The organism is Ruegeria sp. HKCCD8929, assembly GCF_013031405.1.
Taxonomy (GTDB): Bacteria; Pseudomonadota; Alphaproteobacteria; order Rhodobacterales; family Rhodobacteraceae; genus Ruegeria.
Map to the genome: position 1 here is coordinate 358,786 of NZ_WPZY01000003.1, position 23,218 is coordinate 382,003.

Consider the following 23,218-nt stretch of genomic DNA (forward strand, 5'->3'; position numbering starts at 1 on the left):
CTGCCCGCCGATGCATGTTGTCTTCCGCGAAAGCCACGGGTTAGAGGAAAGCGAGACCCCGACTGATCTGGGCCAGAGCCCGGGCGATCTGGTGGTGCTGTCCTTCTCGGACAGCGATCTCGGCGCGTTCGCGGCGGGCTGGCATCGTGGCGGCGGGCCCGAGGGGCGGATGCCGACCCTGCGGCTGGCCAATCTGGCGGCGCTGAAACATCCGCTGTCGGTCGATACCTATGTCGAACAAACGCTGGAGGGCGTCAAAGGCATCCTGATCCGCCTGATCGGCGGGGTGCCCTACTGGTCCTACGGGCTGCAGCAGGTTTACGCGCTGGCGCAGGCCAGAGGGCTGGCGCTGGCCGTCCTGCCCGCCGATGGGCGCGAGGATACACGGTTGGACGACTATTCCACCCTGCCCGTCTCCACCCTGCGCCGTCTGGCGCATCTCTGCGATACTGGCGGCGAGGTGGCAGCACAGGCGGCGTTAGCGCAGATGGCGCTCGCCACCGGGCTTTATGCCGGGCCGGTGATGGGATCGAAGGTGCTGCCCGAATGCGGCGCGTGGTGCCCGGACCGGGGCGTGATCCCGGTCGAGACTGCGTTCGAAGGCGGCAAGCCGCGCATCCTCATCACCTTCTACCGCGCCTATCTGACCGCCGCCGACACCGCCCCCATCGCCGCCCTGATCCGCGCCTTCCGCGCGCGCGGTTTCGATGCGGTGGGGCTGTTCGCGCCGTCGCTGAAAGCGCCCGCATCGGCCAAATGGCTGGCCGAGCAGACCGCCGCGCTGATCCCTGCGGCCATCGTCAACGCCACCGCCTTCTCGGGCAAGGGCGACAGCGGCACGTCTCCGCTCGATGCCGCAGGCGTGCCGATATTTCAGGCCATGCTCGCCACTTCGAACCGCAAGGCATGGGATGAGGCTGAGCGGGGCCTGTCGCCCGCCGATCTGGCGATGCATGTGGTGTTGCCAGAGGTGGACGGGCGCATCACCGGTAGCGTTGTCTCGTTCAAGGAGCCCGACCAGCGCGACGAACACCTGCAATTCGCCCGCGCCCTGCACACGCCCGAACCCGACCGGATCGAGGCGCTGGTGGACCGGGTCAGCGGCTGGGTAGGGTTGGCTGGGAAACCCAAAGCGGAACAGGTGCCGATGCTGGTGCTCTCGACTTATCCCGGCAAGGACTGGCAGATGGCCCACGCGGTGGGTCTGGATGCACTGGCCTCGGCTGAGGCGATGCTGGGGGACATGGCCACCGAGGGTTATGACGCGGCACCTGCGGAACCAATTGCCCAGGCACTGCAAGGTGCGCGGATGAGCTGGCCGCTTGCGGAGTATCACAAGGCCCTCGCTGCCCTGCCTAACAGCCTGCAGCGGGACCTCCAAATCGTCTGGGGTAAGCCCGAAGACGATCCAGCCTATGCGGATGACACCCTGCACTTCACCGCCCTGCGGCGCGGCAAGGCCATCATCGCCCTGCAACCCGAACGGGGCACGCCCGAGCTGCGCGATGACGAGTACCATGACCTGTCACGCACCCCGCGCCACGGCTACGTCGCCTTCTACCTATGGCTGCGGCACGCGGCGCAGGCCGACGCGCTGATCCATATCGGCGCGCACGGCACGCTGGAATGGCTGCCCGGCAAGTCGGTGGCGCTCTCCGGCGCCTGCTGGCCCGAGGCGCTGATCGGCGATCTGCCGGTGATCTATCCGTTCATCGTCAACGACCCGGGCGAGGCCGCGCAGGCCAAGCGCCGTATCGGCGCCGTCACGCTGGGCCACATCCCCCCGCCCCTGCGGGCAAGCGGCACGCCGGACCGGATGGTGCGGCTTGAGGCGCTGCTGGACGAGTTCTCGAACGCCGACGGGCTGGACCCGAAACGCCGCGACCGGCTGCAGGCCGATATCCGCGACGAGGCGCAGGCCATCGGGCTTGAGGGCGATCTGGGTCTCGACCGTGCCACCTCGACCGCCGAGGCGATCACGCGCATCGACCGCTTCGTCTGCGACATCAAGGAGAGCCAGTTCGGCGACGGGCTGCATGTGTTTGGCCGTGTTCCGGACGTGGCAGGCAATTTCGACGCAGCCCCCTCGGCCCATGCCGAACGCGCAGCCTTGCTGGACGCGCTGTCGGGCAAACGGATCGAGGCAGGTCCGTCCGGTTCGCCCTATCGCGGACGCTCGGACGTGCTGCCGACCGGGCGCAACCTCTACACCACCGACCCCCGCTCGGTGCCCACACGCGCGGCCTATGCGCAGGGGGTAAAGCTGGCCGAGGAATTGGTGCGACGGCATCTGCAGGAAGAGGGCGATTACCCCAAGGGGCTGATCGTCGATCTCTGGGGCTCGGCCACCATGCGCACCGCCGGCGAGGAGTTTGCCATGGCGCTGCACCTGCTGGGTGTGAAACCGGTCTGGGATGCCGGGTCCGAGCGGGTCTCGGGCATCGAAGTGCTGCCGATCACCGATCTGGACCACCCGCGTCTGGACGTGACGCTGCGGGTCTCGGGCCTGTTCCGGGACGTGTTCCCGACGCTCTCGGCGCTTTATGGCCAGGCGATCCGCGCGCTGTGCGCCCGGGATGAGGCATCAGACTGGAACCCCTATGCCGGGCAGGAGCCGTCCGCGCGCGTCTACGGGCCTGCGCCGGGCAGCTACGGGTTGGGGATGCAGCATCTCTCGGAGACCTATACCGACGATGCCCGTACCGCCGCTGGGCAGGCCTGGCTGGATGCCAGTTCCTTCGCGCTGGAGGGCGGGCATATTGCCCGCGACGCTCAAGGCATCACCGAGCGTGTCGCCAATGCGGACAGTTTCGTTCATTTGCAAGACCTCAGCGAAACCGACCTGCTGCTGGCCAATGACTATGCCACCCATGAGGCCGGGTTCGCTGCGGCCAAACAGGTCACGGGCGGCACCGCGCAGCTTTATCATCTGGACAACACCAACCCCGAGACGCCCCGCGCCCGCACCCTGCCCGAGGAAATCAGCCGCGTCGTCCATGCCCGCGCCGCAAATCCGGGCTGGATCGCCGGCATGCAGCGGCACGGGTTCCGGGGCGCCGCCGAGATCGCGGCGACGCTTGATCACATGGCCTCATTCGCGCATCTGTCGGGCACCGTCGCGCCGCATCTCTTCGACCTCTATCACGACGCCACGCTGGGCGATCCGCAGGTGGATGCGTTCTTGACCGAGGCCAACCCGCAGGCGCGCAAGGCGATGCAGGACAAGTTCCGCGCGCTTTACGAGGCGGGTTTGTGGGACACCCGCCGGAACTCGATCCGGGCCGGGATGGAGGGGCTGCTATGAGCGCGCCCGTAAAGCCGATTGTCCAAGGCTGGTGCCCCGGCGCCCACCGCCCGATGATGTCCGGCGACGGGCTGGTGGTGCGGGTGCGGCCGCGGCTGGCGCGGCTGACGACAAAGCAGGTTCTGGGGTTGTGTACGGCGGCGGAGCGGTTCGGCAACGGCACCATCGACCTGACCAACCGCGCCAATCTGCAACTGCGCGGCGTGGCCGAGGCGGATCACCCGCCACTGCTGGCTGAACTGGCGACGCTGGATCTGCTGGATGCGGAACCGGGGATCGAGGTTCGGCGCAACATCCTCGTCACGCCGCTCTACCGGGCGGGAGAGTTGACGGCGCGGCTGGCGCAGGAATTGATCGACCGGTTAGGCGAACTCCCTGATCTGCCTGCGAAGTTCGGTTTTGCCGTAGATACCGGGCCGGAGCGGCTGCTCAGCCACGACTCCGCCGATATCCGGCTGGAGGCCGGCGCCGACGGCTTGATTCTGCGCGCCGATGGTGTGGAGACCGGACGAGCGGTGCGCGAGGAAGAGGCCATCGACCGGCTGCTCGATCTTGCCAGTTGGTTTTCGGAGAACCACACACAGGACACCCGCCGCATGGCGCGGCTGATGCGGGCCAAACCGCTGCCGCAGGACTGGCAATGCGCAGCCCCCGGCCCGGTCGGTACACCTCTGCAACCGGGCGAAACGCCGCTCGGACCGCTCTATGGCGCGGTTTTCGGGCAGTTGCCCGCCGACGATTTGGCAGGGCTGATCGCCAAGAGCGGCGCAGGGGCCCTGCGGATCACCCCGTGGCGGCTGGTCCTGCTGGAAGGCGGGGCGGCGATACCCGCTCGGGCCTTTGTCACCGGCGGCACCGACCCGCTCCTGACCACCGACGCCTGCCCCGGGGCGCCGTTCTGCCCGCAGGCGCAGGTGGAGACGCGCGACATCGCTCGCGCTTTGGCTCCGCGCATCAACGGATCGCTGCATGTCTCGGGTTGCCCCAAGGGGTGCGCCCGCATGGGCAAGGCAGATGTGACGCTGGTGGGCAGTGCCGGACGATTTGACCTTGTAAAGGACGGCCGCGCGGGGGATGAGCCCTGCCAGCGCGGCCTGAGCCCCGAAACACTGATGACCATGGACCTGACCTGATGCCCTACGAATACGAAACCGACGGCGCGGCGATCTATAAACAGAGCTTTGCCACCATCCGGTCCGAGGCCGATCTGGCCCGGTTCGACGCCGATGAGGAGCAGGTTGCCGTCCGGATGATACACGCCGCCGGGATGGTAGGGCTTGAGGAATACGTGCATTTCTCGCCCGGCTTCGTACAGGCCGCCCGCAACGCTCTGGAAGGAGGGGCGCCAATCCTATGCGATGCGCGCATGGTCTCCGAAGGCGTCACCCGCTTTCGCCTGCCTGCCGATAACGAGGTGATCTGCACGCTGCATGACGAGCGTGTGCGGCCGCTGGCGGCGGAGATGGGCAACACCCGCTCGGCGGCGGCGCTGGAATTGTGGCGGCCCCGGCTGGAGGGTGCGCTGGTGGCCGTCGGCAACGCGCCCACGGCGCTCTTCCACCTGCTCAATATGCTCGAAGATCCCGCCTGTCCCCGCCCCGCCGCCATCATCGGCTGCCCGGTCGGGTTCGTTGGTGCGATCGAGTCGAAAGACGCTCTGTGGGAGGCACAACCGGTGCCGTCCTGCATCGTCAAGGGCCGTCTGGGCGGCAGCGCCATTACCGTGGCCGCCATCAACGCCATCGCAAGCCGGGCGGAATGAAGATGGGAACCATATATGGCGTGGGCCTCGGCCCCGGCGATCCGGATCTGATGAGTGTCCGCGCCGACCGGCTGCTGCGCGGTGCCCGGCACGTGGCCTATTTCCGCAAACCGGGCCGCACCGGACAGGCGCGCAAGATCGTCAACGGTATGATCCCCGGTGATGCCGTCGAGTTCCCGATGGAATACCCAGTCACCACGGAAATCCCGGTGACCGACCCGCGTTACAATGAACTGCTGGCCGCGTTCTACAAGGATTGCACAAAACGGCTGAAAGAGCTGTCGGATCAGGGCAAGGATGTGGTTGTGCTGTGTGAGGGCGATCCGTTCTTCTATGGCTCTTTCATGCATCTTTACAGCCGCTTGCGCAACGAAGCTCCGGTGGAAGTGGTGCCTGCCATCACCGGTATGTCCGGTGCCTGGACGGCGACCGGCGATCCGATCACCTGGGGCGACGATGTGCTGACCGTGCTGGTCGGCACCCTGCCAGAGGATCTGCTGGCCACCCGAATGGCGCAGACCGACGCGCTGGTGGTGATGAAGATCGGGCGCAATATCGACAAGGTGAAGCGGGCGCTGAAGACCGCTGGACTGTATGACCGGGCCTGGATCGTGGAATATGCGCAGATGCCGAACCAGACGGTGACTAGACTGTGTGAGGCCTGTGACAAGATCACCCCCTATTTCTCGATCATCATCGTGCACGGACAGGGGCGGCGACCATGACGGACTCAAACGAGCGCGGATGGGTCAAAATTGCCGGACTCGGACCGGGCAATGAGGCGCTTGTGACCCCCGAAGTGACCGAGGCGTTGGCCGAGGCGACGGATGTGGTGGGCTACGTCCCCTACGTGGCGCGGGTTGCCGAGCGCGAGGGGCTGACGCTGCACGCCAGCGACAACCGGGTGGAAATCGACCGCTCGCAGCACGCGTTGCGGATGGCCGCCGGGGGCAAGCGGGTGGTCGTGGTATCCTCAGGCGATCCCGGCGTGTTCGCTATGGCGGCAGCCGTTTATGAGGCGCTGGAGAATGGCCCCTCCGAGTGGCGCGATCTGGAGATTTCGGTACTGCCCGGCATCACTGCGATGCTGGCGGCATCCGCCCGCGCGGGCGCTCCGCTGGGCCATGATTTCTGCGCCATCAACCTCAGCGATAACTTGAAACCGTGGAAGCTGATCGAAAAGCGCCTGCGTCTGGCCGCGCAGGGGGATTTCGCCATGGCGTTCTACAATCCGCGCTCGAAGTCCCGGCCCGAAGGCTTTGTAAAGACGCTGGAAATCCTGCGCGAGGAGTGCGAACCCGAACGCCTGATCCTGTTTGCCCGCGCTGTGTCGCGGGAAGACGAGGCCATCCGCATCTCAACTCTGGCGGAGGCGACGTCTGAGATGGCGGATATGCAAACCGTGGTGATCGTGGGCTCGTCGCGGACGCGGGTGATCGAGCGCAAGGGGGCGCTGATCGTCTATACACCGAGATTCACGTCTACCGGGGATCAAGAATGAGCCAGCCAGTCCAGAACCTCAGGCACGGTTGCCAGTTCGACCCGCTCCGGCATTGCCGGGCGATCGATCATCAGCACCGGCAAGCCCAGCGCACGCGCCGCATCGAGCTTGGCCAGCGCGCCGGTGCCGCCCGCGTTCTTGGACACGATCAGTTGGGTTCCGTGGCGCTCCATCAGCGCCCTGTCCCCGTCCACGGTGAAGGGGCCGCGCGAGACCACCACCTCACATTCCGGCAACGGCAGCGTGGTGGGCGCGTCAACCAGCCGCAGCAGGTAGTGGTGCTGGGGCTGGGCGGCGAAATCCTCAAGATGCATCCGGCCCACAGCGAGGAATATCCGTTTGCGCGCGCCGGAGAGTGCCGCAACCGCCGCCGGGATGTCGGGCACACGGCGCCAGCGATCACCCTCTTGCGCGTCCCAAGCTGGGCGGGTCAGCGCGGCGAGCGGCGTGCCAGTCTCGGCGCAGGCGGTGGCGGCGTTGCGGCTCATCTGCGCGGCAAAGGGATGGGTGGCGTCCACCACATGGCTGATGCCATGATCGCGGATGTAGCGCGCCAGCCCTTCGGCGCCGCCAAAACCACCCACGCGCGATGGCAACGGTTGCGGACGGGGATTGTCGACGCGGCCCGCGTAGGAATAGGTCGCCGCTACCCCTTGATCGGAAACGGCTTTGGCCAAAATGTTGGCCTCGGTCGTGCCGCCAAGGATCAGGAGGTGAAACATGACTGAAGCTCCGTGGCTGACCGTCGTCGGGTTGGGCGAAGATGGACTGGATGGCTTGTCCCCTGCAAGCCGTCAAGTGCTGGACCGGGCCGAAGTGATCATGGGGCCGCCGCGCCATCTGTCTCTGCTGCCGGAAACCGGCGCCGAGCGGGTGGAATGGCCGGTTCCCTTTTCGGAAGGCATCCCGATCCTGACCGGTTTTCGGGGGCGCCATACGGTCGTCCTGGCCTCGGGCGATCCGTTCTGGTTCGGCGCAGGTTCGGTCATCGCGCGGCATTTCAAGGCGGGCGAATGGACCGCCCTGCCCGGGCAGTCGACCTTTTCGCTGGCAGCCGCGCGTCTGGCCTGGCCGCTGGAAGATATCCTGACCTTCGGACTGCACGCCGCCCCTTTGACCCGTCTGCGTCCCCATCTGGCCCGGGGTTTGCGCGCCATCCTCTTGCTGCGCAACGGAGCCGCGGTGGCCGAGCTGGCGACGTATCTGAACGAGACCGGCTTTGCCGACAGCTCTCTGCACATTCTGGAGGCACTTGGCGGGCCACGCGAACGCACGCAGAAAATATCGCTGACCGAAGCTCTGCTGGGGTCCTTCGCACATCCGATCTGCGTGGGACTGGAGGTCGCAGGCCCGGGTCAGGCCGTTCCCAAGGCGTCCGGAAAGCCCGACGAGATATTTGAAACCGACGGGCAGATCACCAAACGCCCGGTGCGGGCGCTGACCCTGTCGGCGCTGGCGCCGCAGCGGGGCGAGCATCTGTGGGATATCGGCGGCGGCACCGGCTCGATCAGCATCGAGTGGCTGATGAGCGATCCCAGCCTGACCGCAACCAGCATCGAACCGCTTGCAGATCGGGCGGACCGCATCCGGCGCAATGCGGACGCTTTGGGGCAGGACCGGCTGGAAGTAGTTCACGGCACGGCCCCGGAGGCTCTGGACGGGCTGGCGCTGCCGAATGTCGTGTTCATCGGCGGCGGGCTGAGTGAAGCGCTGCTGGGTTGGCTGACGGAACACCTGCCCGCTGGAACCCGCATTGTCGCCAACTCGGTGACGTTGGAAAGCGAGGCGCTGCTGGCACAGTGGCAGGAAAAGCTGGGCGGAGACCTGCTGCGGATCGAACTGGCACAGGCCGCACCGCTGGGGCCGCGCCGGGGCTGGAAATCGGCCTATCCGGTGGTGCAGTGGAGCGTGACGCTATGATCGTTGCGGGATTCGGGTTTTCGTCCGCTGCCACGGCGGCCAGCCTGATCGACGCCTATCACGCAGCAGCGGGCGGGCATCCCGTGACGGCGTTGGCCACGGCTGAGGACAAGGCCACCCACCCGGCCTTCACCGATCTGGCCACCCGGCTTGGCCTGACCGTTCATCCCGTTTCCGAGGCCGCGCTTGAAGCCGTGGAGCCCGTGACCCGATCCTTGCGCAGCCTTAAGGAACGTAACACCGGTAGCGTCGCCGAGGCCGCTGCTCTTGCCGCAGCCGGACCGGGTGCGCGGCTGGTTTCCACCCGACATATGTCGACCGACCGCCTTGCCACCTGCGCGGTCGCCACAGGAGAACAGACATGACCGTTCATTTCATCGGTGCCGGACCGGGTGCCGCCGACCTGCTGACCCTGCGCGGGCGCGACATCATCGCGTCCTGTCCGGTCTGTCTCTATGCAGGCTCGCTGGTGCCCGAGGAAATTCTGGGCCACTGCCCAGAGGACGCAAAGATCGTCAACACCGCACCGATGGATCTGGATCAGATCATGGTTGAGATCGAGGCCGCGCATGAGGCAGGTCACGACGTGGCGCGGCTGCATTCGGGCGATCTGTCGGTCTGGTCGGCGATGGGTGAACAGATCCGGCGCCTGAAGGCAATGGGCATCCCGGTCAGCGTGACGCCCGGCGTGCCCTCCTTTGCCGCCGCCGCAGCGGCGCTTGGCACCGAACTGACCCTGCCCGGCTTGGCACAATCAGTGGTGCTGACCCGCACGCCGGGGCGCGCCTCGTCCATGCCCGAGGGCGAGACGCTGGACAACTTCGCCCGCACCGGCGCGACACTGGCGATCCACCTGTCGATCGGAAATCTGGGCAAGGTGATCGCCGATCTGACACCGCATTATGGCGCGGATTGTCCCGTAGCGGTGGTCTATCGTGCCAGTTGGCCGGATGAGCGGATCATTCGCGCCACGCTGGCCACGCTGAAGGAGGTGCTGGACGAGAGCATCTCGCGCACCGCGCTGATCATGGTGGGGCCGGCGCTGGCGGGCGAAGGCTTCGACGAGAGCTGCCTCTATTCCAAGACTTATGACCGCCGCTACCGCCCGCAGAGCGCGGACAGTCCTTGGTCGAGTTGGAGCCATGGTGATGACTAATCCGCAGGGCCTTTTGATCTCCGCACCCTCTTCGGGGACGGGCAAAACCACCGTCATGCTGGGTCTGCTGCGTGCGCTGGCCGAGGACGGGCTGGCCGTACAGCCGTTCAAAAGTGGGCCGGATTACATTGACCCGGCCTTTCACCGGGCAGCAGCGGGACGGGCCTCGTTTAATCTGGACAGCTGGGCAATGGGCGAGCCGCTGATGAACGCAATTTCGGCCCAAGCCGAAGGCGCGGATATCGTGGTGGCCGAGGGCTCGATGGGTCTGTTTGACGGTGTCGCCAAGCCGGGTGAGCTGGGTCACGGGTCGAGCGCCGAGACTGCTCTGCGCATGGGCTGGCCGGTGGTGCTGGTGCTGGATGTCGGCGGTCAGGCGCAGTCGGCAGCGGCCACGGCGCTGGGGTTCCGGATGTACAACCCGGATCTGCCCTTTGCCGGGGTAATCCTGAACCGCTGCGCCAGCCCGCGTCATGAGCGCCTGACCCGGCTGGGCATGGAGCGCGCGGGTCTGCCCGTGCTGGGCGTGCTGCCGCGCCGGGGCGATCTGACACTGCCCGAGCGGCATCTGGGTCTGATCCAGGCGGTCGAGCATCCCGATCTGGAAAGCGCGATTGCCAGGTATGCGGCGTTTCTACGCGAGCATGTGGATCTGGAAGCGATCAAGCTGGCGGCCTCCTCAAGCCCCAAGGGGTCGTCGTCGGTCGCGCTGCCGCGGCCACCGGCCCAGCGGATCGCATTGGCGCGGGACGCAGCGTTTTCCTTTACCTACCCGCATCTGCTGGAGGGCTGGCGTGCGGCAGGGGCGGAGATTCTGCCGTTTTTACCGCTGGCCGATGAGGCCCCGGCGGCAGATGCCGATCTGGTCTGGCTGCCCGGCGGATATCCAGAGTTGCATGCAGGCACCCTGGCGGCGGCAGAGAGCTTTCTGACCGGTCTGCGCAAACATGCCGAGACCAAACCGGTTCATGGCGAGTGCGGCGGCTACATGGCGTTGGGCGATGTGCTGATCGACAAGGACGGGACCCGACACAAGATGGCCGGGCTGCTCGGGCTGGTGACGTCCTATGAGAAGCGCAAGTTCAATCTTGGCTACCGCAAAGCGCATCTGACCGCACCGATGCCGGGGTTCGATACGGGTACGGCTCTGCGCGGGCACGAGTTCCACTATTCCTCGATCATCGACCAGCCAGATGCGCCGCTCGCGCGGGTCTTCGACGCCGAAGGCGCCGAGGGGCCGCAAACGGGATCGGTGCGCGGCAATGTGACCGGAACCTTCTTTCACCTGATCGCCGAGGCCAGCCAGTGAGCGGGTTCGTTTCGTTTATCGGCTCCGGCCCGGGCGATCCGGAACTGCTTACGCTCAAGGCGGTGGATCGGTTGCAAAAGGCCGATGCGGTGCTGTTCGATGACCTGAGCAGTGGGCCGATCCTGACCCATGCGCGGGACGAGGCCGATCTGGTGGGCGTCGGCAAGCGCGCGGGCCGCCCCTCGCCCAAGCAGGACCACGTGAGCCGGTTGCTGGTGGACTATGCACAAACCGGCGCGCAGGTGGTGCGTCTGAAATCCGGCGATGGCGGATTGTTCGGACGGCTGGAGGAAGAACTGATAGCTCTGCGCGACGCCGGGATCGAGTACGAGATCATCCCCGGTATTCCATCCGCCGTTGCAGCGGCGGCAGCGGCCGGCATTCCGCTGACCCGGCGCCTGACCGCGCGGCGGGTGCAGTTCGTCACCGGCCACGACATCAGCGGTAAACTGCCCGAGGACCTTAACCTGCCCGCGCTGGCCGATCCCGGCGCCACCACCGTCGTCTTCATGGGCAAGAGCACCTTTCCGCTGTTGGTCGAGGCGCTGCACGCCCACGGCCTGCCGTTCGACACTCCGGCGCTGATGGCGGAATCGGTCTCGACCCCCGACCAGACCTTGCACCGTGCTACCGTCGGGGCGCTGGCCGAGAAGCTGAGCGACGAGATCGGCTCCGCCCCGGCCCTGATCCTCTATGGCCCACTTGCGGAGTTCGGGGATGTATGAGCTGAACCTGATCGGCATCGGCACCGGCAACCCGGATCACGTGACCTTTCAGGGCGCGCAGGCGATCCGGGCGGCGGACCTGATCCTGATCCCTCGCAAGGGCGAGAACAAGGCGGATCTGGCGGGGCTGCGTGAGGAGATCATCGCGCAGGTGACCGAGACCACCCCACAGATCGCCTATTTCGATATCCCCAAGCGCCGCGCTGAGGATGGCTATCTGCGCGGGGTGGACGAATGGCATGACTCCATCGCGCTGCGCTGGCAGGAGGCGATTGCGGCGCACAGCCAGGCGAAACAGGTGGCTCTGCTGATCTGGGGCGACCCGTCGCTCTATGACAGCTCCTTGCGAATCGCCTCGCGACTGGAACCGCAGCCGAAGACGAAGGTGGTTCCCGGCATCACCGCGTTGCAGGCGCTGACGGCGGCGCATGCGATCCCGATCAACGAGATCGGCGCGCCTTATCTGGTGACCACCGGGCGGCGTATCCGGGACGAGGGCTGCCCCGCAGGCGTTGAGAAACTGGCCGTGATGCTGGATGGCGAGTGCTCGTTCCAGAGCCTGCAAATGGACGACTACGACATCTGGTGGGGCGCATATGTGGGAATGAAGGAAGAAATTCTGATCCACGGCCCGCTGGCCGATGTGGCGCAACGGATTCTCGACACCCGGGCGCAGGCGCGGGCCGACCACGGGTGGATCATGGATATCTACCTGCTCAAAAAGCGCGGGAATTGACTCAAGAGGTCGCAAATGACGATTGCGCCGAGGGGTGTATCGCGGCTAAATGGGCGGGTCTGGTCCTGCCGGAGCAATCCGGATGCTAAGAGGGAATTGGGTGCGGGCGCGCAAGCGTTCAAAGCCCAAGCCGCCCCCGCGACTGTAAGCGGTGAGCCCCTGTTCAACCAGCCACTCCCGGGCCCAACCGGGGGGAAGGCGAACAGAGGCACCGACCCGCGAGCCAGGAGACCTGCCAGGCGTAAAATGAAACACCGGCCGTCGGGTGCGGCGGCTTAGGAGGACATGAAATGACGACCAAAACGATCAAGGCATCCGCGGCAGGTACCTTTGCTCCTGTTCTGTTTGCTGTGGTTCTGGGCCTGGGGGTCATCACCCTGACCGGCCATGTTCAGGCATCCGCCCTGCATGACGCCGCTCACGACGTGCGCCACGCAACCGGCTTTCCCTGCCACTGACCCATGTTCAGTCGTATTCTGACCAGCGCGTTGTTCGCTGGCGCTGCAGCAGGGTTGATTGCCGCCCTGCTGCAGCTGGTTTTTGTGCAGCCCGTTCTGCTTCACGCCGAGCTTTATGAGTCCGGTGAGCTTGTGCATTTCGGAGGTGAGGCGATTAGCGCCCATCCCGAGCTGCCCGGGTTCAACGCCATGCGCGACGGGCTGAGCATCGTCTTCACCATGCTGACCTATACCGGCTATGCGCTGGTCATGGTTGCGCTGATGTCGATGGCAGAACGTCAGGGCCACGCGGTCAACGCGCGCTCGGGCCTGCTCTGGGGTCTGGCCGGGTTCATCACCTTCCACTTCGCGCCCGGCCTGTCGCTGGCGCCCGAGGTGCCGGGTGTCGCCGCCGCTGATGTGGCCGTGCGCCAGATCTGGTGGACCGCAACGGTGGCCGCCGCCGGGATCGCCATGTGGCTGATCGCCTTTGGCGGCAATCTGGTAAGCTACCTGATCGCCGCCGCACTGCTGCTGGCCCCGCATCTGATCGGCGCGCCCGAGCCCGACAGCTTCTCGGGTCCGGTGCCGACCGAGATCGGCGCGCTGTTCGCCGCGCGCGCCTTTGGCATCGGCATGGCAGCCTGGGTTCTGTTGGGCACATTTGCCGGATATTTCTGGCAATCCGAAAGCGCCCGGGCCGAAGCCGCAGCCTGATCCGACCTGCATGATCCCCGCCGGGCCCGTCCCGGCGGGGTCTTTCTTTGTCCAAGGAACAGATATGTCCCGCTCACTCGCACTCTTCGCCATAGGCCTCGTCTTCGGCGGCGGCGCCGGTTTCGTGATCGCCGCAGGCAACGGCGTCACCTTCGATGGCCATGACCACTCCGACCCGTCCCAGCACGGCGGCAGCGCCGAAGCCGCCGCCCACGACCACTCCACCGCCGTCAACCTGCCTGCGGGCGAGGACGCGCCGGGCCTTCAGATCGACGTGATCAAGGACCCGATGGCTGGATGGAACCTGCACGTGATGCCGCAGAATTTCCGGTTCTCGCCCGAGAACGCCTCAAGAACCGACATCCCTGGGGAAGGCCACGCGCACATCTACGTCAACGGCACCAAGCTGGGTCGGCTCTACAGCAACTGGTATCACCTGACCAACCTGCCCAAGGGCGAGGTCGAGATCGAGGTCTCGCTGAATGCCAACAGCCACAGCCCGCTGATGGTGGACAATGTGCCCGTCGCGGTCTCGACGACGATTCAGGTGGACTGAAGCGCAGGTACCCTCGCCCGCAGACACTCCCGAAGCCGCCCGCAGGGCCGGGCGTCTTCGATCCAGCCTGCCGGGGCATCCAGGTAGGTCCGGCAGGTCGCCGCGATGTCGGTGGCATCGGCCACCGGATCGAGCCCTGAAAACACATATGACGCCATTCCCTGCCCCTGCAGCGCCAACGAGACCGGCCCGGCGCAGGCACTGAAACAGGCGTGATCGCCAAGCTCCACTTGCCCATCCAGCCCGACGTCGGCCAGCGCATCGGTCACCGCCTTCCGCTCGGCAGCACGGTCCCGCGCACCGGTACAGCTTGCACACAAGAGCAGTCGAATTCTGGAGTTGGGCATGCCGGGCCTGATCCTCTGTTGGCCTCGCGTTGTGACTGCTTCGGAACCAGAGCGCAAGCTCAACCGGTCATATCCACCGCTTCGCGCCGCAGTGCTGCGAGGAAGCCATCGACCGGCGGCGACAGCGCCACCGATTTCCGCATCGACACCCCCACCGGGCCAATCGGAATGGGGACCATCCAGTTCACTTGGCGCAGAAGACCGGCCTCGATATCCCGTGTCGGTACATGGGCGGGCATGATGGCCAGCATATCGGAAGACACCAGCAGGCTGCGATTGGTCAGGTACGAAACCGATTCGACCGGGAATCGCGGCGCATCGCCGCCGGCGGTGGCAAAGATCTGGTCCAGTTGGCGACGCAGCGTGGTCTCGGCGGGCGGCAGGATCCACGGGTAGGCCATCAGGTCGGCCAGTTCCGGCGCGGGAAGATCATGCGCCGGGTGCCCGGCCCAGGCAACACAGATCACCTGCTCGTCGAACAGGCGTTCCTGCACGATTTCGCTGCGGTGGCGGTGCACCGGCAGGCGGCCCACGACCAGATCGACCTCGCCCGCGCGTAAGGCAGGCATCAGCACCTCGTTCGTCCCTTCGACCAGCTTGACTACCAGTTCGGGCTTTTCGGTCAGCAGGCGTTGCATCACCCGGGGCAGGAACTCGGCCGAGGCGGCCAGCAACGTGCCCACGACCACGCGCCCGCCATTGCCTTCGTTCAGGTCGTCAAGCTCCTGCGCGGCATGCGAAATCTGCGCCAGGATCAACTTGCCATGCCGGATCAGCGCCTTGCCGAAGACCGTGGGCACCATGCCGCGATTGGTGCGATCAAAGAGCTGGACGCCAAAATCCAGTTCCAGATCCTTGATCAGCTTGGTGGCGGCGGGCTGCGAGATATGCAGCGACTGCGCGGCGTGCAGGATCGAACGCTGCTCGCCCACGGCCACCAGCAGGCGCAGTTGCTTGAGCTTCAGCCGGGTCAGGACCCGTTCAACAATGCGGATCTGGGAGTGACTCATGGAATTTCTGATAGCACCGAAGCCAGATATCCGTCAAAGCTATATCTGGATCGGAGAAATCCGCCTGCGGATTTCGCGCACCACGCTCATTGCGGTCAGCGCCGAAGAGCTGGGATTATCGGGCAGCGCATTGCCCTGGATTTCAAAGCGGAACCGACCAAAGGCGCCCTCGGCCTGTACCTCGTGGATGTTGCGGGTGGCGTCCGGGTCAGCGATCAGAACGGCGCGGGTGTTGTCCAACCCAGCCCCGGCCAGCGCCACGGCAGCGGCCACGTTCGCGTTCCTTGGATAAAGCCGCGCGGCCTCGCGTGCCGAGCCTTCGAAATGAGTGGCGGCTGCGGTCAGGGCGCCGAGGTCCAGCACCTCTTCGGCCCACGATCCGCGCCAGCCGAGCGGTGGCTTGCGTCCGGTATAGGTCACGCTCAGCGCCCCACCCTCGGCAGCGGCGGACAGAGCATCAAGCGAGCCGATGGCTCCTGACGCGACGCTGAGTTGCGCCTGTCCCGCCTCTGCCGCTTCAACCAGATCGGAGTGCAGTTCCGCGTCCGCCAGCGCACCGACCGAGACCGTCAGCACATCGATCCCCGCCCGCAAGGCGGCCAAACCATGCGCCCTGAGCCCCGCATGCCCGGCGCAGTCGATCAGCAGATCGGGACGTTTTGGCAGATCGGCAATCTCAGTTATGGCAGGTGCGCCCATCACCTGACGCGCTGCAGCCTCGCGCCCCGGCCGGCAGATAACGGCGATGATCTCGGCACCGTCCGGGCAGCGACGAGCCGCATGACTGGCGATGGCGCCGTGTCCTATGAAGGCGATGAGCATCATGATGTTTCCTCCCGCTGCCCTCATGGTTTTCACATATCCAGGCCTCAGTGCTATCCGCTTTTCCGATATCCAGATAGAATTTCCCGATTTGCCCGGCAGGCACTGCCCCCGCAGGATCGGACGCGACCCAGCGGAGACCGTATCCTTGCGCGATGCCCCACAAGCCCATATCGGCCGACCCATGCGTCGCCGCGAAGACCCGCGCCTGCTGCGCGGTGAAGGGCGCTTCGTGGACGATATCCAGCTGTCCGACGCGCTGCATCTGACATTCCTGCGCAGCCCTCTGCCCCGTGGCCGGATCGTGGAGTGCGACGTGAGGGACGCCGCCGAACTGCCGGGTATCGCGGCCATTTTCCGGGCAGCGGATCTGGGCGAGACCCGCGCGCTGAGCGTAAATCCGGTCCTGCCGCTGCAAATTGAGCCACCGTATCCGCTGCTGGCCGATGCGAGAGTCGAAGCGGTCGGGCAACCGGTGGCCGCCGTGCTGGCAGAGACGGCAGAGCAGGCGCAGGATGCGGTAGAGGCGATGTGGCTCGATATAGAGGAAGACGGCGTGGCGCTCGATCAAGCCGCAGCCGGGCAAAGCTGGACCAGCGGCGATACCGAAGCAGCATTTGAGCAGGCCGCGCATGTGGTTTCGGCAGAGCTCCGTCACCCCCGGCTGGCCCCCTCGCCGCTGGAGCCACGTGCGATTGCAGTGGCGCCGGAGGGCAATGCGCTGACAGTCTGGCTCTCGACCCAGACCCCGCACCGGGCCCGGTCCGAACTGGCGCGTATTCTAAGAGTGCCCCCCGAGCGGCTTCGGGTGATCGCCCCGGATGTGGGCGGCGCGTTCGGGATGAAAGCCTCGCTCTATCCCGAAGAGGTCGTGGCGGTCTGGGCCGCCCAGCGGCTGCGGCGCCCGGTGTGCTGGACCGCGACCCGCAACGAGGATTTCCTGTCCGCCACCCACGGGCGCGGCCTGCGCATGCGCGGGGACTTGGCTGTGAATGGCGCGGGCAGGTTCCTTGGTCTCCGGACAGAGGCGGAGGCCCCGCTGGGCCATTGGCTGCCAAACTCGGCACTGATCCCGGCCTGGAACGCGGCGCGCATTCTGCCGGGCGGATACCGGGTGGATGCCGTCGACATCTCGACCCGCGCGCGAATGGCCAATACTGCGCCGGTCGGCATCTATCGCGGCGCGGGGCGGCCCGAGGCCTGCACGCTGATGGAGCGGCTGGTGGACAAGGCGGCGCGGGCCACCGGGCTGGACCCGGCTGAGATCCGGCGACGCAATCTATTGCCGCCCGAAACTCTGCCCTGCGGCACTCCCACCGGATACCGGCTGGATTCCGGGCGCTATACCGAGGCGCTGGACCGGCTGCTCGCCTCGGCGGATTATGCCTCATTGCTTGCCGAGCGAAAAAAGCGCCGGGCCGAAGGAAAACTGTTCGGGCTGGGGCTGGCCTTCTATGTCGAACCTTCGGGCACTGGCTGGGAAAGCGCGCGCGTGACATTGACGGAAAGCGGCGCGGTCGTGGCAACAGGTGGCAGCACGCAGGGGCACGGGCGCGAAACGGCGCTCGCTCAAGTGACAGCGGACACGCTTAGCCTAAACCCGGAGCAGGTCACCGTCCGGCACGGCGACACCGAAAGTTGCCCGACCGGCATCGGTGCGCTGGCCAGCCGCAGCACGCCCATCGGGGCCAGCGCGGTGCAGACCGCCTGCGCCGAGATACTGTCCCGCAGGGCGAAAGGTGAGGCCCTGCCCCTGACCGCCGAACTGCGCTATGACGCGCCGCACGAGGCCTGGGGGTATGGCTGCCATCTTGCCGCGATGCACATCGACCGCGAGACCGGTGTCCCCACGATCCACCATCTCTCATGCATGGATGACGCCGGACGCCTGATCAACCCAATGATGGTCGAGGGTCAGATCCGGGGCGGCTTCGCGCAGGGGTTCGGCGAGGCGATGATGGAGGCGCTACACTACGAAGACGGTCAGCTTTTGACCGGATCGCTGATGGATTACGCCCTGCCCCGCGCCGCCGACCTGCCTCCGCTGGAGATACACAAGATGGAAACGCCGACCGATGCCAACGCGCTGGGGGCCAAGGGTGTGGGCGAGGCTGGCACCATCGGCGCGCCTGCGGCTCTTCTGAATGCCGCCATCGACGCGCTCAGCCCGCTGGGCGTGACCGATCTGCAAATGCCGCTGACCAGCCTGTCCTTGTGGCAGGCGATCCGCGCCGCCGAAACGGAGAGATGACGGATGAAATACAGCAAGCTCGACGCCAAAGATCACGCCCGCGAACACATGCGCGGCATCTGGGCAGCGGCCCTCAATCCCTTCCGGCCGGATCTGAGTTTCGACGAGGCCGGATTTTGCCACAACATCCGCCACTGGATCGACGATCTGGGCATCGCGGGCCTGTTTATCGCCGGCAAGCAGGGCGAGTTCTTTTCGATGTCGGTCGAAGAGCGCAAGCGCAACCTTGAGATCGCGGTGGAAGAGGTGGACGGCAAGGCCGGCACGATCATGTCGGTCTCGGACCAGAATTTCGACACGGTGATGGAACTGGCCCGGCATGCGCAGGATTGCGGGGCGGATTACGTCGTCGTGCACGCGCCGGTTCTGAACTTCGTCAAGGATCAGGACGAGACGGTTTATCGTTACTACAAGGCGATCAGCGATGCGGTCGATATCGGCATCGCCATGTGGAGCCACCCCGACAGCGGGTATCTGATGAGCCCCGAGCTCTGCGCCCGCATCGCCGATCTGCCCAATGTGGTAGCGATCAAATACTCGGTTCCGCGCGAGATGTATGTGCGGCTGACGGAGCTGGCCGGGGACCGGATACAGGTCTCGACCGCGTCCGAAGAGGAATGGTTTGACAATATCGTGGAGCTGGGATGGCAGCTCTACCTGTGTTCCTCTCCGCCCTACCTGCTGCAAACAGCCAATGACCGACGGATGCATGACTATACAAGGCTTGCCCTTGACGGACGCATCGACGAGGCCCGCGCGATCCGCGACAGTCTGGAACCGGTGCGGCAGGCCATCCGGGAAACCAAGCCTGCCGGAAAACCACATGCGCATGGCAAATACTGGCAGGAACTGTTGGGCCAGATCGGCGGCAGGGTTCGTTTCCCGATGCTGGAGTTGACGGAAGAAGAAAAAGCAACGACCCGGGCCGCCTTTGAAACCTGCGGCCTGCGCCTCTGACTGACGGAGCCTGCGCGGCCTTCGGCCTTGCGTCCTGCGGACGGCGCTGCCGGGCCCAACGGGAGGAGACGTGCCGCCAGGCATATCGAGCGACGGGCGGGAGCACCTCTGCCTCAGGGTCTCTTCGATCGGGCATCTGACGTTGCGGGCCACGAGATTGTGACAGCATCTCGCAGCAATATCTGGCATCAATCCAACATCATGATGACCGGAGCCGGACAGATGAAACGGATTACCCTCGCCTTCCTCGCCCTTATCCTCGCCACCCTGCCCGGCTGGGCCTCCGATCTTAACCCGCGCGACGGCTGGGCCATGCACCGGACCGGCAAGAGCTATGACGCCCTCGTAGCGGATGCGAAAACGGCGGTGAAAGCGAACGGGTTGATCGTGGTGACCCAGGCCGGGCCGACCAAGGCCGCCGCCGCGCGCGGCATCGCCATACCGGGTAACCGGGTCATCGGCATCTTCAACAACGACTTCGCCGTGCGAGTACTGGAAACCTCGACCGCCGCGATGATCGAGGCGCCGATCCGCCTGTATGTTACCGAAAACGAGGACGGTACCGCCACGCTGTCCTACAAACTCCCCAGCCACGTCTTCGCACCCTACATGGAAGAAGGCGGCCCGGCGCTGGAGGGGATTGCCCAGGAATTGGACAAAAAGTTTCAGATGATCGCCGAAACGGCCGCCAATTAGTCACACTGACGTGATCCGACTTGCGCCTGCCCGCTGCCTCCGCAATCTGCGGTTTCAGGACTGAAACGGAGCACAAATGATGCAGGACCTCATGCCCCGCGCCGCGGATCTTCTGGCCAAACGGCTCTGCGAGGCCGGATGCCGCCACGCTTTCGGAATGCCGGGCGGCGAGGTCCTGACGCTGGTGGACGCGCTTGAGCAGGCGGGCATCACCTTTCATCTGGCCAAGCACGAAAACGCCGCCGGTTTCATGGCCGAGGGCGTGCATCACCGGGACGGCGCGCCCGCGATTCTGGTGGCAACGCTGGGACCCGGCGCCATGAACGGGATCAACGTGGTGGCCAACGCCCTGCAGGACCGGGTGCCGATGATCGTGCTGACGGGCTGCGTCGATGCGGACGAAGCGCAGACCTATACCCATCAGGTGATGGACCACCAGCAAATCTATCGCTCGATTACCAAGGGCACCTTTCGCATGACGCCGGAGGGCGCGGATATCATCGCCGACAAGGCGGTGTCGCTGGCCACGCAGGCCCGCCCGGGCCCGGTACATATCGACGTGCCGATCTCGGTCGCCGACACCCGTGTGCGAGACCCGAAACGCCGTCGCCTCAAACGGGCGGCTCCGGTTTCGCCCGAAGGCACCTGTCTGGAAAAGGCGCGGAAATGGGTGGCCGAGGCGGAGCGCCCGTTGGCTGTCGTTGGCCTGGACTTGCTGGAGGGAAATTCCAACCGCGTCCTGCAGGCGTTTCTTGAGCATTTCCGCATTCCCTTCGTCACCACCTACAAGGCCAAGGGGATCGTGCCCGAGGATCATCCCCTGTGTCTGGGCGGCGCGGGACTGTCGCCACTGGCCGACCAGCATCTGTTGCCGCTGGTCGAACAGGCCGACCTGATCCTGTGTCTGGGCTATGACCCCATCGAGATGCGCCCCGGCTGGCGCGAGGTGTGGCACCCGGACACGCAACGCGTGATCGACATCTCGGCGGCGGTAAATGACCACTACATGCATCAGGCCGGGCTCAATTTCGTGGCCGATACGGGCGCCACACTGGAGGCGATCGCCAAGGGCAACCCTGCGCGGGAGACCTGGCCGGGCGGGGAACCGCAGGCGGTGCGCGAGGCGCTGGCCCGGGCCTTTCCCATGGATGATGACTGGGGGCCTGCGGGGATCATCGCCGAGGCGCGCGACGTACTGCCCGCAGACACGCTGGCCACCGCCGATAGCGGCGCGCATCGCATCCTGCTGAGCCAGATGTGGCAATGCACCGAGCCGCGCGGGCTGATCCAATCGTCGGCGCTCTGCACCATGGGCTGTGCGGTGCCGATGGCGATTGGGTTGAAACTGGCCGCCCCCGACCGGCCCGTGATCAGCTTTTCCGGCGACGCCGGGTTCCTGATGGTGGCCGGGGAGCTTTCAACGGCAGCGGAGATGGGCGGCAATCCGATCTTTCTGGTCTTCGTCGATGCCTCGCTGGCGCTGATCGAGTTGAAACAGCGCGGACGGCAGATGGCGAACCGGGGCGTGGATTTCGACCGCCACGACTTTGCCGCCATGGGTCGCGCGTTTGGCGGCAATGGCCATACCGTCCGCAACCGGGCCGAGCTGCGCACGGCGCTGGAAGCGGCGATGCAGGCCGATACCTTTACCGTCATCGCCGCCGAGATCGACCGGGGAAGCTACGATGGCCGCATCTGACGGACCGCTGAAAGGCGTCAAGGTTCTGGACCTCAGCCGCATTCTGGCCGGCCCGACCTGCACGCAGTTGCTGGGCGATCTGGGCGCCAGCGTGATCAAGGTCGAAAACCCGGCAACCGGCGGCGACGACACCCGCCAGTGGGGTCCGCCTTACGTCGAGGATGCCGACGGCAACCGATCCGACCTGAGCGCCTATTTCATGTCCGCCAACCGCAACAAGAAATCGGTGGCGGTGGACATCGCGACGCCTGAGGGGCAGGCCGAGATCAGGCGGCTGGCGGGGCACGCGGATATCCTGATCGAAAATTTCAAGCCCGGCGGGCTGGCGAAATACGGCCTGGATTACGACAGCCTGCGCGGCGGCCTGCCGGGGCTCGTCTATTGCTCGATCTCGGGTTACGGGCAAACCGGGCCGAATTCCACCAAGCCCGGTTATGACCTAATGGCGCAGGGCTATGGCGGGATCATGTCGCTGACCGGTGAACCCGATGGCGCGCCGATGAAGGTAGGCGTGGGCATCGCCGACGTGATGTGCGGCATGTACGCCGCCGTGGGCATCCTTGCCGCTCTGCGTCACCGCGACCTGACCGGCGAGGGGCAGCAGATCGATTTGGCGCTGGTCGATGCGCAGGTGGCTTGGCTGATCAACGAGGGCGTGAACTACCTGACCAGCGGACAGGTGCCGCGGCGGCGCGGCAACGGGCATCCGAACATCGTGCCCTATGATGTCTATGAAACCGCTGATGGTCATGTGATCCTTGCTGTTGGGAATGACAGCCAGTTCAAACGGTTCTGCGACTATCTTGATCTTCCGCACCTGTCCGGGGACACCCGTTTCGCCACCAACCCGGCGCGGCTGGAACACCGCGACACGCTCAACGCGGAGCTGCGCCCGGCCATGCGAACACGCCGGACGACCGAGGTGATCGAAGGGCTCGAATCGCTGCGGGTGCCGGTCGGACCGGTGCGGACGCTGGATCAGGTTTTTGCCTCGGATCAGGTGGCCGCGCGGCAGATGCAGATCGCGATGCAGGCCGCTCCGGGCGAGGTGCAACTGATCGGCAATCCGCTCAACCTGTCGCGCACGCCGGTCACCTATCGCCACGCCCCGCCCACCTTCGGCGCCGATACCGAGGCGGTGCTGAGCTCTGAAAACCCGTTTGAAGACTGAAACATCCCCGGGGTCATGCGCGGCAAATCGCTGAAACATGCCCTTGAATCGGCGGGATTTCTCAGATTCTTCGCACACGGGTTTTCACCAATTCGCGAGCGACGTCGATACTGATACGGCGCACCAATACAGTTTGCTATTG

The 23,218-nt window shown here is 65.8% G+C and carries 23 protein-coding genes and 1 riboswitch; of the genes, 19 read left to right on the forward strand and 4 right to left on the reverse strand.

All coding sequences use genetic code 11. The annotated features are described in order from the left end of the window. Window positions 1–10 precede the first annotated feature (10 nt). The 5 genes from cobN to cobJ are packed head-to-tail and all read left to right on the forward strand — an operon-like array spanning window position 11 to window position 6,567. Entirely contained in the window at window positions 11–3,304 is a 3,294-nt protein-coding gene (gene cobN, locus GOX53_RS06715) for a cobaltochelatase subunit CobN (RefSeq protein WP_171174648.1), read from the forward strand. Beyond that, window positions 3,301–4,437, forward strand: a complete 1,137-nt coding sequence (locus tag GOX53_RS06720; RefSeq protein ID WP_171174650.1) for a cobalamin biosynthesis protein CobG — start codon at window positions 3,301–3,303, stop codon at window positions 4,435–4,437. The genes cobN and GOX53_RS06720 overlap by 4 nt, the downstream gene beginning before the upstream one ends. After that, window positions 4,437–5,066 (forward strand): precorrin-8X methylmutase, encoded by a 630-nt coding sequence (locus GOX53_RS06725; protein WP_171174652.1) that lies wholly within the window; start codon window positions 4,437–4,439, stop codon window positions 5,064–5,066. Before GOX53_RS06720 ends, GOX53_RS06725 begins: the two co-directional genes overlap by 1 nt. Beyond that, entirely contained in the window at window positions 5,063–5,791 is a 729-nt protein-coding gene (locus GOX53_RS06730; RefSeq protein WP_171174654.1) for a precorrin-2 C(20)-methyltransferase, read from the forward strand. The genes GOX53_RS06725 and GOX53_RS06730 overlap by 4 nt, the downstream gene beginning before the upstream one ends. Continuing rightward, window positions 5,788–6,567: a precorrin-3B C(17)-methyltransferase gene (cobJ, locus tag GOX53_RS06735; protein ID WP_171174656.1), complete on the forward strand. Its 780-nt coding sequence runs from the start codon at window positions 5,788–5,790 to the stop codon at window positions 6,565–6,567. Before GOX53_RS06730 ends, cobJ begins: the two co-directional genes overlap by 4 nt. Here cobJ and GOX53_RS06740 read toward each other — a convergent pair. Continuing rightward, a complete protein-coding gene (locus GOX53_RS06740; protein WP_171174657.1) occupies window positions 6,558–7,289 on the reverse strand; it encodes a cobalt-precorrin-6A reductase in 732 nt (243 codons plus the stop codon). The genes cobJ and GOX53_RS06740 overlap by 10 nt on opposite strands. Between GOX53_RS06740 and cbiE the strand changes: the two genes are divergently transcribed. The 9 genes from cbiE (at window position 7,288) to GOX53_RS06785 (ending at window position 14,123) form a co-directional block, all read left to right on the forward strand. Next, on the forward strand, window positions 7,288–8,487 hold the full coding sequence (cbiE, locus tag GOX53_RS06745) for a precorrin-6y C5,15-methyltransferase (decarboxylating) subunit CbiE (RefSeq protein ID WP_171174659.1): 1,200 nt from the start codon (window positions 7,288–7,290) through the stop codon (window positions 8,485–8,487). The two genes, GOX53_RS06740 and cbiE, sit on opposite strands and share 2 nt — an antisense overlap. After that, on the forward strand, window positions 8,484–8,852 hold the full coding sequence (locus tag GOX53_RS06750; protein WP_171174661.1) for a cobalamin biosynthesis protein: 369 nt from the start codon (window positions 8,484–8,486) through the stop codon (window positions 8,850–8,852). Before cbiE ends, GOX53_RS06750 begins: the two co-directional genes overlap by 4 nt. Continuing rightward, the gene (cobM, locus tag GOX53_RS06755) at window positions 8,849–9,643 is read left to right on the forward strand and encodes a precorrin-4 C(11)-methyltransferase (protein ID WP_171174663.1); all 795 of its coding nucleotides are present in this window, start codon (window positions 8,849–8,851) and stop codon (window positions 9,641–9,643) included. The genes GOX53_RS06750 and cobM overlap by 4 nt, the downstream gene beginning before the upstream one ends. Next, window positions 9,630–10,952 (forward strand): cobyrinate a,c-diamide synthase, encoded by a 1,323-nt coding sequence (locus GOX53_RS06760; protein ID WP_371810261.1) that lies wholly within the window; start codon window positions 9,630–9,632, stop codon window positions 10,950–10,952. The genes cobM and GOX53_RS06760 overlap by 14 nt, the downstream gene beginning before the upstream one ends. Beyond that, complete coding sequence (cobA, locus tag GOX53_RS06765) at window positions 10,949–11,677, forward strand: uroporphyrinogen-III C-methyltransferase (RefSeq protein ID WP_171174667.1); 729 nt, start codon at window positions 10,949–10,951, stop codon at window positions 11,675–11,677. The genes GOX53_RS06760 and cobA overlap by 4 nt, the downstream gene beginning before the upstream one ends. Next, window positions 11,670–12,413 carry a precorrin-6A synthase (deacetylating) gene (gene cobF, locus GOX53_RS06770; RefSeq protein WP_171174669.1) on the forward strand — a complete coding sequence of 248 codons (744 nt, stop codon included), beginning with the start codon at window positions 11,670–11,672 and terminating at the stop codon, window positions 12,411–12,413. The genes cobA and cobF overlap by 8 nt, the downstream gene beginning before the upstream one ends. Before the next feature lie 43 nt (window positions 12,414–12,456). After that, window positions 12,457–12,668: riboswitch (cobalamin riboswitch) on the forward strand. Between the two features lie 35 nt (window positions 12,669–12,703). Next, entirely contained in the window at window positions 12,704–12,871 is a 168-nt protein-coding gene (locus GOX53_RS06775) for a CbtB domain-containing protein (protein WP_171174671.1), read from the forward strand. A 3-nt stretch (window positions 12,872–12,874) separates the two neighbouring features. Beyond that, a complete protein-coding gene (locus GOX53_RS06780; RefSeq protein WP_171174672.1) occupies window positions 12,875–13,567 on the forward strand; it encodes a CbtA family protein in 693 nt (230 codons plus the stop codon). Between the two features lie 64 nt (window positions 13,568–13,631). Continuing rightward, window positions 13,632–14,123, forward strand: a complete 492-nt coding sequence (locus tag GOX53_RS06785; RefSeq protein ID WP_171174674.1) for a hypothetical protein — start codon at window positions 13,632–13,634, stop codon at window positions 14,121–14,123. On the opposite strand, the gene GOX53_RS06790 is transcribed toward GOX53_RS06785, so the two are convergent. From GOX53_RS06790 to GOX53_RS06800, 3 genes are read right to left on the reverse strand one after another with little or no spacing between them, the layout of a single operon-like run. Continuing rightward, on the reverse strand, window positions 14,111–14,470 hold the full coding sequence (locus GOX53_RS06790; RefSeq protein ID WP_171174675.1) for a DUF1636 family protein: 360 nt from the start codon (window positions 14,468–14,470) through the stop codon (window positions 14,111–14,113). The genes GOX53_RS06785 and GOX53_RS06790 overlap by 13 nt on opposite strands. 59 nt (window positions 14,471–14,529) lie before the next feature. Further along, entirely contained in the window at window positions 14,530–15,480 is a 951-nt protein-coding gene (locus GOX53_RS06795) for a LysR substrate-binding domain-containing protein (protein WP_171174676.1), read from the reverse strand. A gap of 39 nt (window positions 15,481–15,519) precedes the next feature. Continuing rightward, window positions 15,520–16,305, reverse strand: coding sequence for an aspartate dehydrogenase (locus tag GOX53_RS06800; protein WP_371810262.1), 786 nt, complete (start codon window positions 16,303–16,305; stop codon window positions 15,520–15,522). Between the two features lie 145 nt (window positions 16,306–16,450). On the opposite strand from GOX53_RS06800, the gene GOX53_RS06805 reads away from it, so the two are divergent. The 5 genes from GOX53_RS06805 to GOX53_RS06825 all read left to right on the forward strand — a co-directional run bounded on the left by GOX53_RS06805 (window position 16,451) and on the right by GOX53_RS06825 (window position 23,076). After that, complete coding sequence (locus GOX53_RS06805; protein ID WP_254446484.1) at window positions 16,451–18,553, forward strand: xanthine dehydrogenase family protein molybdopterin-binding subunit; 2,103 nt, start codon at window positions 16,451–16,453, stop codon at window positions 18,551–18,553. Window positions 18,554–18,556: 3 nt separating this feature from the next. After that, entirely contained in the window at window positions 18,557–19,510 is a 954-nt protein-coding gene (locus GOX53_RS06810) for a dihydrodipicolinate synthase family protein (RefSeq protein ID WP_171174677.1), read from the forward strand. A 222-nt stretch (window positions 19,511–19,732) separates the two neighbouring features. Beyond that, a complete protein-coding gene (locus tag GOX53_RS06815) occupies window positions 19,733–20,206 on the forward strand; it encodes a DUF302 domain-containing protein (RefSeq protein ID WP_254446485.1) in 474 nt (157 codons plus the stop codon). Window positions 20,207–20,285: 79 nt separating this feature from the next. Beyond that, window positions 20,286–21,905 (forward strand): thiamine pyrophosphate-binding protein, encoded by a 1,620-nt coding sequence (locus GOX53_RS06820; protein WP_171174865.1) that lies wholly within the window; start codon window positions 20,286–20,288, stop codon window positions 21,903–21,905. Then, window positions 21,892–23,076, forward strand: a complete 1,185-nt coding sequence (locus tag GOX53_RS06825) for a CaiB/BaiF CoA-transferase family protein (RefSeq protein WP_171174678.1) — start codon at window positions 21,892–21,894, stop codon at window positions 23,074–23,076. The genes GOX53_RS06820 and GOX53_RS06825 overlap by 14 nt, the downstream gene beginning before the upstream one ends. Window positions 23,077–23,218 lie beyond the last annotated feature (142 nt).